The sequence below is a fragment of the Lactobacillus helveticus DSM 20075 = CGMCC 1.1877 genome, from assembly GCF_000160855.1.
GTDB lineage: Bacteria > Bacillota > Bacilli > Lactobacillales > Lactobacillaceae > Lactobacillus > Lactobacillus helveticus.
In genome coordinates, this window is record NZ_GG700754.1 from 11,158 (window position 1) to 20,791 (window position 9,634).

A 9,634-nucleotide genomic window follows, 5' to 3' on the forward strand; every position below is an offset into this window, starting at 1 on the left:
AGGATCTACTCTTAAAATCCATTCTTGTTTTTTCAAACTCCTTAAACCAAATCTTGTCGCGATAGAGTGCATCCCTACCAGATAGCTTTTTAGATTCCAGCTTTTTCTTATAGGTGGTCATCGCATATTTAAAGAAGTAGTCAAGTAGTCGCTAACTGCTAACCAACCTAATCCGGCTAAAGCTAGGGATGATAATATTATTTTTTTCTTCATTTTGATTCTTCCGTATTAAATTACTTCATTATTCATTTTATAATAGTTAATGATTATTACTAATTTTAATTATACTTGAAAATGCGCTTAACAGATTTACTTCAATTAATTAACGATTTAAATATTAATACTGCTTTTTATCTAAAAATAGACGATAAAATTGTCCCTTGGGGCAAACTAACCCTGGTAGATGGCCGCTGTCTTCTTTATCCAGGAAAAAATGCGATGACTAAAGCCAAACTTATCCGCTTAGTTGGTCATATGCATAACCGCGGCATCCCTCTTTTAATAGCAGTGGACCAAGAAGAACATCATATTTTCGGATTGCAAATCAAAGAAGAAAGCAATCAAATTATCCTTATGTAAAAAGGCTACGATCATTTTTAATCATAGCCTTTTTCATTTTACTTAACTTTATACTGACGAATATTGCCTTTAGTACCTGCAAAATACCAAGTACCTTTTTCATCGTCACTAGTCAATTCCTCATTATCTTCTGGATCATCTAATGCAGTATTGAAGATCTCTTCGTATTCAGGAACACTAACCTTCTGACGACGCTTAAGCATCTTTTCATCACCAGCAGCGTTAACTTCTTTTTTATAGCCCTCTACAAGATTGCCGCTATAGAATTCGCCCATGGCACCTGATCCATATGAGAATAACCCAACTAAGGCACCAGTTGGCAAATTGCCATTTTCAAGCAAACTCAATAAGCTCATATAAAGAGAGGCAGTATAAATATTACCAACCCGACGTGATAATTGCTTAGAAGCATCAAATGAGTTTTGCAATTTCTCAGTAGTTGCTTCATCTTGATCAGCTACTGCAAGACGATTTGCCTTAAGCCCCATCTTTGTGAATGGCAAGTGATAAATAATTGCGTCAAAATCGTTTGTTTCTAACTTTTTTTGCTTCTTATAATCTGCAAAAGTTTTACTAAAGAAATCTAGGTAAACCTGGGTTGAATACTTGCCATCAACCATTGCTAATTTAGAATCGTTTGGACGCCAAAAGTCATTAATATCTTCACTGTATGCACTATGACCATCATTTAAAGCCAAGATAGCTGGATCGGCTTTAATCAGCATGCTTACACTACCGGCACCTTGAGTCACTTCACCAGCAGTACCAATGCCGTAACGCGCGATATCACTACCAATCACCATTGCTGTTTGGTCAGGATGCACTCTAACAAAATCACGTGCGATCATTAAAGCCGCAGTCAAGCCAAAACACGCTTCTTTTACTTCAAAAGTTCTTACTTCTGGTTTTAATTTAAGTGCTGTTTTAACAAAAAGTGAAGCTGACTTAGATTGATCAATGCCGCTTTCAGTACCAAAGACCAATAAACCAATCTTATCCTTGTCAATGCGATCAATGTACTTCATCGTTGCATTGATTCCCATTGAAACAGCGTCTTGGGTTTGATCTGCCACGCTCATCTCACTTTGACCAATACCGATCAAATACTTATTTGGATCTTCATTTCTAGCATAAGCCAAATCAACCACATCTACATACTTATTAGGAGTAAAAAGTCCAATCTTATCAATACCTACTCGCATTATTTTCCCTCTCTTATTTGCTTTAAAACAGCCCGAGCATAACTCTCAGAATAATCCTTTTGCTTAATTATTTGCGCTAATACCTTTTTCTTTTCCTCATCACTAGCATTAAGTTCCGAAACAATATTGCGTGCTTGCAATTTCATGTGACCAGCCTGAATTCCCACAGTAGAAATTGCTAGCAGCGCTGCTAAATTATTAGCTAATCCAACACTGACAATAATTTCAGCTAACTTAGCACTATTTATTTCCTTACCTAAAATAGCAAAGCTCTGCTGGACATCCTTGCGCGCTTTAATCGAGCCGCCAACTACTCCAATAGCCATCGGCAAAGTGAGTTCACCAACTAGCTTGCCATCTTGCATCGTCCATTTAGACAGACTGCGATAATGTCTATCCTGACTAGCTAAAACTGCAGTCGCACTTTCAATTGCACGATAGTCATTTCCTGTTGCAATCAGCACGGCATCAACGCCGTTCATGATTCCTTTATTATTGGTTACTGCTCGATATGGATCTTCATAACCAATTTTGCTAAGCAAAGCAACGCGTTCAGCCACTTTCCTACCGCCCATCGTCTTAGGATCAAGAGTCACCGTCGCTTTAGTCAATTGACTAGGATAATTGGACAAAATCGCAAATAATTTTTCTTCAATGCCTGGAAATTGTTTTAACTTAGCTGCTAAAAATTCCAAGATCGAATTCGTCTTATTTGCTCCCATTGCTTCAGCGGGATCAACCAAAACTTTAAGATAAACTAAATCACCTTTTCGTTCAGCTTCAATTGATCTAGTTCCACCACCATGACGAATCAAACTAGCAAATTCTTTGTTAGCCAAATCGATTAAATCCGGAAATTTCTTTTTTAAATCTGGTAAAGAAAAATCATGATTTACCTTTAAAACAATTTGACCATAAATTCCTGTGCGCTTGCTAGTTGCCTTAACTCCGCCATTACGTGCAAAAATATGAGCACCATGATTGGCAGCTGCTACAACTGAAGGTTCTTCTACAGCCATAGGGACCATATACGATTGCCCATTTAGCAGAAAATTTTGCACGACTCCTAAAGGCAAACGCAATTGTCCCACAACATTCTCGCTTAATTTGTCTAAGCGATTAAGAACCTGATCATCAATATCTTCTAAATTTATTCCTTCAGATTGTAAAATTTCTCGCCTTTGCTCAGGCTTCAATTGATAAAACTTCATTAGATATTCTCGATTTCATATGCGATTGCTTGGCCACCGCCAATGCACAAGGTTACTAATGCACGTTGACCTTGCTCTTTCTTCAAGCCACTGATTGCAGAACAAATCAATCTAGTTCCAGTAGCACCTAACGGATGTCCTAATGCAATAGCACCGCCCATGATATTCAATCTATCATCAGGAATTTGCAAATCACTTGCTACTGCTACACTCTGTGAAGCAAAAGCTTCGTTTAGTTCCACGATATCATAATCATTAATTGAACGTCCTGTCTTTTTAAGCAATTTTTTCACAGCAAAATATGGCGTATATCCCATATAAGCAGGATCAAATCCAGCCTCCGCAAAGCCCCCCAGCTTAGCGATTGGCTTTAAGTTCAAATCTTTAACCTTGTCTTCTGTGGCTAATACCAACATACTAGCTCCATCTGTTAACGGTGAGGAATTGCCAGCTGTCACATCACCATCTTCTTTAAAGACAGGTTTTAATTGGCTTAATGCTGCCATAGAAGTGTCAGAACGAATTGGTTCATCATGATCTAAAGTCTCACCATTAATTTCAATTGGTAAAATTTCATTATCAAAAAAGCCGGATTTTGTTGCATCTGCCGCTTTTTTATGAGAACGAAGACTAAATTCATCCATTTCTTCACGACTAACATGATATCTTTGAGCAACGTTTTCAGCGGTAATCCCCATATGTTGTCCAGAAAAAGCATCCATCAAACCATCATTAATCATAGTATTTACTAAATGATCTGCAGGATTTTCTTTATTCTCTTTTTTAACAAAATATGGCGTACGAGTCATGCTTTCGCTACCACCCACTGCGACTAAATCCAGGTCGCCTAGTTCCATTTGACCTTGAGCCAGACGAACAGCCTTAAGACTTGAGCCACAAACATCATTAATCGTTGCCGCAGTTGATTCTTTTCTCATCCCTGAGTTAAGAGCAACCTGTCGGGCCATATTTTCACCTAAGCCTGTACTCAACACATTTCCCATGAAAAGTTCTTGAACATCATTAGGATCAATATTTCCTGCTTTTAAAGCTCCCTTTAACGCCATTACACCAAGATCGATTGACGAAGCATCTTTAAAAAATCCACGATACTTGCCAAAAGGTGTTCTCTTGGCCGCTACAATATAAATATTTTTCATCACTATTTTTCTCCATTTGTATTATTAACACTATGATCATAACAAAAAATATGTCAACTACCCCAGAATAAATTCTGAAGCTTGGTGGCTCGTTAGCTTACGCTAAACCAGAACACCAACTTGCTTAGATACAGGCTGGGCTTGTCACTAATAATCTTATGACTATTATTGATAGAGGTCGCCTAATTACCAAAGCCTTTTTAGTCCACGAGTTGCTAACGGACTCCCACTTTTTAAGCAGCTTGTTTTTTAGGATTTTTCCAACTGCCTAAGCCCTTTTCAAGAATATTTACCGCCGCATTCCAATCGCGAATATGATAGGTCTGACACATTGGGCAAGTCCATTCACGATCTTTTAACTTTAGCTTACGGCAGCCATTTTGTCCCATGATTGTGCCACAATTATGACAACGCTGAGTGGTATACTTGGGATCAATTGTCTGGAATTCTTTGCCATATAGCTTGGCTTTATAGGCCAGCATGTTAAGAAAACGGCGCCAGCCCACATCAGAGATTGCTTGAGATAAGGCATGATTCTTAAGCAGGTTCTTGCTTCTTAGCTCCTCAGCAACTACTAAATCGTGTTTTTTGATTAATGCAGTTGAAAGGACTTGCAAGAAATCTTCACGCTGTCTGCAAATCTTGGCGTGCAGTTTAGCAACTAATAGTCGCTGTTTTTGATAATTCTTTGCCATCCGCAAATTGTGCCCTTCTTGCTTAGCACGTCTTTGCCTGCGAGAGAGGACGCTTTGGACGTGGGCAAGCTTCTTTTTAACTTGACGGTAAAAGCAGGGGTTGGCAACCATTGCTCCATTGGAATCAGTCAAGAAATTGTCTAAATTAAGATCAATCCCAATTTGACTCTGCGTTTTAGGCAATTTTTGAGCAAAGGCTATATCGCTGCCTAATTGCATTGACAAATAGAACTGGTCACCAGCAGTCTTTTTAATTGTAACTGTTCCGATTCTAGTTGAAACACGCTTAAGCAAACGATCCTTAATTAGTTTTCTCAAGCCAGCAATGCAAATAACGCCCAGCTTAGGCAATTTAACGTGCTTAGCATCAATAAACTTAGCTGTTCCATTATCAAGATAAGCTTCCTTTTGTTTGGGATACTGGCAGTTGGTTTGATATGACCAATCGCTGCGTTTCTTGTGAAAGGTTGGAATTCCATGCCCGATTTTACGATAGTGGTTCCAGGCCTTGCGATAGTTCTGAATAGCATTGGCCAGCGCTAGACTATCAATTTCTTTAACGCGTAAGAAGCTATAAGCATCGCGAATATTCTTGGGCTTAGCTAATAACTCGTCATTAGCAACTACTGTTTCTGCCAGCTTGGCTTCATAATCATTAAGAATAGGAAAGCAAATGGCATTGCATTAATTTGTTTAACAGCTAGAAAACGACGAGCATGATAATTAGTCCGATTACGTCCTGCATAAGAGTTATAGACAAAACGCTGGGCATCATAGTTCAGCTTGATTATTTTCTTTTGCTTGGAACTAGGATAAAAGCGCAGCTTAATACCAAAATGATAGGCTAAACTGCTCATTTGCTTCATGTTTTTCATTAAAAAATATAAAAATACTAAGCTCTCGCGTAGTCTGTAAACAATTATCTGCTTTTTATTTATTATTTTTATCTTCCGCTTCAAATTGCTTAGATAACTTCTTAATATATGCACGTAATTGATCCTTAATCTCAGGATGCTTTAGTCCATATTCAATAGAGGTTTCAAGGTAGCCCTCTTTATTACCAACATCATGACGTTCACCTTTAAATACATGAGCAAACACGCGTTGTGTCTTATTCATCGTATCAATGGCATCTGTTAATTGAATTTCTCCGCCACGACCTGGTTTTTGATGAGCTAAAATATCAAAAATTTCTGGTGTAAGCAAGTAACGGCCAATAATAGCGTAATCACTTGGAGCTTTATCAACATCAGGCTTTTCTACAAAAGACTTAACGTTGATCAAACCAGGCATGATTTCATTTTCAGGTTCAATTACCCCATATTTAGAAACTTCTTCATGAGGTACAGGCATTACAGCGATAGTAGAGGCATGTGTCTTGTCGTAACGATTAATCAATTGCTTGGTTAAAGGCACTTGATCATCCATCAAATCATCACCAAGCATTACTACAAATGGTTCATCACCAACAAAGCTACGAGCACGATAAATTGCATCCCCTAAACCAGCTGGATGTGGTTGTCTAGTATAGTACAAATTGACACCCAAATTGGTAATTCCTTGGGTCAATTTAAGTAATTTGCTTTTGCTCTTTTCTTCCAAGTCTTGTTCAAGTTCTGGATTAGAATCAAAATGATCCTCAATTGGTCGCTTATTCTTACCAATAACGATCAAAATATCCTCAATACCAGACTTCTTGGCTTCTTCTACAATAAATTGAATTGTTGGTTTATCAACAATTGGCAACATTTCTTTAGGCAAAGCCTTTGTTGCAGGTAAGAATCTAGTACCTAAACCGGCAGCTGGAATAACAGCTTTTCTTACTTTCATACAGACACACTTTCTATTCTCTATTTCTTAACAGTATCATAGCAAAATTATGATTTTAGAGCTACTTTTGCTTCCTTCTTTTATCTTGAATGTAGCTAGCAATTCTACCAGCAGAATACTCAAGTTCTCCGATCCGGTTACGAATAATCGTGGCATTGACGGCTACACCAAATAAAAATAATAGTGAAGCAATGTTCAACCACAACATAAAAATGATGAACGTACCGACAATTCCGTAGTTTTTCCAAGTAATCGGGAAATTATGCAAGTAAAAACTAAATAAAAACGATAATGCAATCCAGCCACATGAAGTAACAAATACACCTGGCCAAATTACCCGTTTTTTCAGCTTAATATTTGGCAATACATAATTTAAATAAAATACCGCCAAAATTATAATCAAGAAAATTACTGGATAGCGATAGCTAAATATTTTACCCACTTCATGAACAGGTATCTTAAATATTGCATCCATTAAATCTAGCAATTCTTGACCAAACGCCAATACTACACCAACTGCAGTAAAGATAATAATCATCAAGGTGGTAAAGATGACCATAATTAATCTTGTCCACAAGGAATTAAGCATTGAGAGCTTTAATTCCACTTGATGGACACCATACAGTCGGTTTTCGCCTAATCTAATAGCATTAACTAAATTAGAAAAGGACCAAATCGCCAAAATAATACCAAATGAAATATAGCCAGTAGATGTCGTTTTCAACAAAGAATTGATGATTGGCATGATAAAGCTAGATACTTGATCTGGAAAAATCAAATTTAAATATTTTGCAATGGGAGCTGTATCGATATGAAATAGAGGCAGAACATTTCCGATAATAATGATAATCGGAAAGATTGAAAACAAAATATAATAGGCAATTACTATTGAACTATCAATAATCTCACCCTGTGACAGAATTGTACGCAAGGTAAGAAAGAAATCACTTATTTTTGAATTAGATCGATTTGTCTCATTTTTCATTCAAGAACCTAGTCATCCATCTCATCAAAGTGAGGGATGTATTTTTCTAAACCATCATATGGTTTTTGCAAAGTTAAAATCTTAGGACCATCCTTGGTAATAGCAAAGGTATGTTCAAATTGAGCAGCATTTGAGCCATCTGGAGTTGCGTAGTATACCCAATCATCGTTAGGATCATCAACCGTTCTTTGATCAATGTGCCAATCGCCACCTGCTTCAACCATTGGTTCACAGGTAATAGTCATACCTTCACGAAGACGAATACCATGACCAGCTTTACCCCAGTGTGGTACTTCTGGATCTTCGTGAATTGATGGTTGAATACCGTGACCAATTAATTCACGGACGTCACCGTAATGATTTTCATCTTCAACCCAATGTTGAATAGCTGCACCAATATCACCGATACGGTTACCAAGAACAGCTTGATCAATCCCTAAGTACATTGCCTTCTTAGTTACTTCGATCAACTTCTTGTCAGCTTCTGAAATTTCACCAACTGGATAAGTAGTACATGAATCTGATTCGTAACCATTCAAGTTGCAAGTTACATCAACCTTAACGATGTCGCCTTCCTTTAAGATACGATCTTTTCTTGGAATTTGGTGAGCAATTTCATCGTTAACTGAAATACAAGTACCATACTTATAGCCTTCAAAACCTTGTTCTGAAAGACGACCACCACGACTCTTAACGAAGTCTTGGCAGAATTCTTCAATTTCCCAGGTTGAAATTCCTGGCTTAATTACATCGCGCAAGCCTTCAAACATTGTTGCAAGAAGGTGTCCTGAAGCTTGCATACCTTTAAGTTCTCTGATTGATTTAATTGTAATCAAAATAATTTCTCCTTTAAAAATATATTCCTCATTATTATAACGTTTTACTGAATATTTTTAAAAGTTTATCAAATCTGGGCTAAAAACCGAAGTTTCATGTATAATAAAGTGTCGTATAATGCAGTGAAAGGTATGAAAAATCATGAAAGCAAGAATTGTTTACGCCAGTATGACTGGCAATGATGAAGACATGGCAGATATATTAGAAGAAGATCTTCAAGACTATGGCTTTGACGTTGAAACAAGCGATGTTGGTTTCACGGATGCCAGTGATTACTTAGAAAGCGATCTTTGTATTTTCATTACTTATACTTATGGTGAAGGTGCAATGACCGACGAAATTGCAGACTTTTATGAAGAATTAAAGGCCTTGGATTTAAGTGGTAAATATTTTGCTGTGATGGGTTCTGGAGATAAGACCTATGGCGAACATTTCTGTGAAAATGTTTTTGACTATGAAAAGGCATTTAAAGAATGTGGTGCTACTGAAATTACTAAGCCCGTCACTATTGAAAATGCACCTGACGATGAAGCTATCGATCTGATTGACCAAGCTGCAAAGGAAATGGCTGATAAGCTACATGACTAAAAATAAAAAAGAAGTTACTGCTGTCGATCAAGCTCAAATTCGACAATTAGGGCAAAAGTTGCTTAAAAGACACCGTAATCTCTGGGTATACATGATTTTCGGCTTCGTGGCTGCCTTAATTAATACTTTAGTCTTTATGGTGCTTCATTCTTGGTGGCACAGCGTAATGGTAATTTCCAATACCATTGCTTTTATTGTGTCTAACCTGGCATCATTTTACTTTAACCAAAAAGCCGTTTTTATTAATAATGTCGATCATGATCACAGCACATGGCACAAATTAATAGTTTTCTTTACTTACCGCGTAATTAGTTTAATTCCAGATACTTTAATTATGTTGGTAGGATTATCTTGGCTTCATTTAAATGCTTTGCTTGTTAAGATCATTGACCAAGTACTAGTTGGTGTATTCAATTATTTAACTACTAGATCAGTCTTTCAAAATCAAGAACATACCATGATTGAACGAGCTAAGATGCGGATTCAAGAACAGAAAAATAAACAAGAAAATAAAAAGAGCAGCAAAAATTAATTTTGCTGCTCTTTG

Annotated in this window: 9 protein-coding genes and 1 pseudogene; 3 read left to right on the plus strand and 7 right to left on the minus strand. The window is 37.2% G+C overall.

Annotated elements, in window-relative coordinates; all coding sequences use genetic code 11:
* The first annotated feature begins 294 nt into the window (after positions 1-294).
* Positions 295-579: a hypothetical protein gene (locus tag HMPREF0518_RS05000; RefSeq protein ID WP_003626759.1), complete on the plus strand. Its 285-nt coding sequence runs from the start codon at positions 295-297 to the stop codon at positions 577-579.
* A 38-nt stretch (positions 580-617) separates the two neighbouring features.
* On the opposite strand, the gene HMPREF0518_RS05005 is transcribed toward HMPREF0518_RS05000, so the two are convergent.
* The 7 genes and pseudogenes from HMPREF0518_RS05005 to map form a co-directional block, all read right to left on the minus strand.
* On the minus strand, positions 618-1,781 hold the full coding sequence (locus HMPREF0518_RS05005; RefSeq protein WP_003626760.1) for a hydroxymethylglutaryl-CoA synthase: 1,164 nt from the start codon (positions 1,779-1,781) through the stop codon (positions 618-620).
* On the minus strand, positions 1,781-2,992 hold the full coding sequence (locus HMPREF0518_RS05010; protein WP_003626761.1) for a hydroxymethylglutaryl-CoA reductase, degradative: 1,212 nt from the start codon (positions 2,990-2,992) through the stop codon (positions 1,781-1,783). The genes HMPREF0518_RS05005 and HMPREF0518_RS05010 overlap by 1 nt, the downstream gene beginning before the upstream one ends.
* Positions 2,992-4,152, minus strand: a complete 1,161-nt coding sequence (locus HMPREF0518_RS05015) for a thiolase family protein (protein ID WP_003626762.1) — start codon at positions 4,150-4,152, stop codon at positions 2,992-2,994. Before HMPREF0518_RS05015 ends, HMPREF0518_RS05010 begins: the two co-directional genes overlap by 1 nt.
* A gap of 233 nt (positions 4,153-4,385) precedes the next feature.
* A pseudogene (locus HMPREF0518_RS05020) lies at positions 4,386-5,713 on the minus strand (RNA-guided endonuclease InsQ/TnpB family protein).
* Between the two features lie 64 nt (positions 5,714-5,777).
* Positions 5,778-6,677 carry a UTP--glucose-1-phosphate uridylyltransferase GalU gene (gene galU, locus HMPREF0518_RS05025; RefSeq protein ID WP_003626768.1) on the minus strand — a complete coding sequence of 300 codons (900 nt, stop codon included), beginning with the start codon at positions 6,675-6,677 and terminating at the stop codon, positions 5,778-5,780.
* Positions 6,678-6,738: 61 nt separating this feature from the next.
* Positions 6,739-7,662, minus strand: a complete 924-nt coding sequence (locus HMPREF0518_RS05030; protein WP_003626769.1) for a YihY/virulence factor BrkB family protein — start codon at positions 7,660-7,662, stop codon at positions 6,739-6,741.
* Between the two features lie 8 nt (positions 7,663-7,670).
* On the minus strand, positions 7,671-8,498 hold the full coding sequence (gene map / locus HMPREF0518_RS05035) for a type I methionyl aminopeptidase (RefSeq protein ID WP_023192259.1): 828 nt from the start codon (positions 8,496-8,498) through the stop codon (positions 7,671-7,673).
* A 142-nt stretch (positions 8,499-8,640) separates the two neighbouring features.
* Here map and HMPREF0518_RS05040 point away from each other — a divergent pair, with 142 nt between their 5' ends.
* Together HMPREF0518_RS05040 and HMPREF0518_RS05045 are read left to right on the plus strand one after the other, a co-directional pair.
* Positions 8,641-9,087, plus strand: a complete 447-nt coding sequence (locus tag HMPREF0518_RS05040; RefSeq protein WP_003626773.1) for a flavodoxin — start codon at positions 8,641-8,643, stop codon at positions 9,085-9,087.
* Complete coding sequence (locus HMPREF0518_RS05045) at positions 9,080-9,619, plus strand: GtrA family protein (protein ID WP_003626776.1); 540 nt, start codon at positions 9,080-9,082, stop codon at positions 9,617-9,619. Before HMPREF0518_RS05040 ends, HMPREF0518_RS05045 begins: the two co-directional genes overlap by 8 nt.
* The last annotated feature ends 15 nt before the right edge of the window (positions 9,620-9,634 follow it).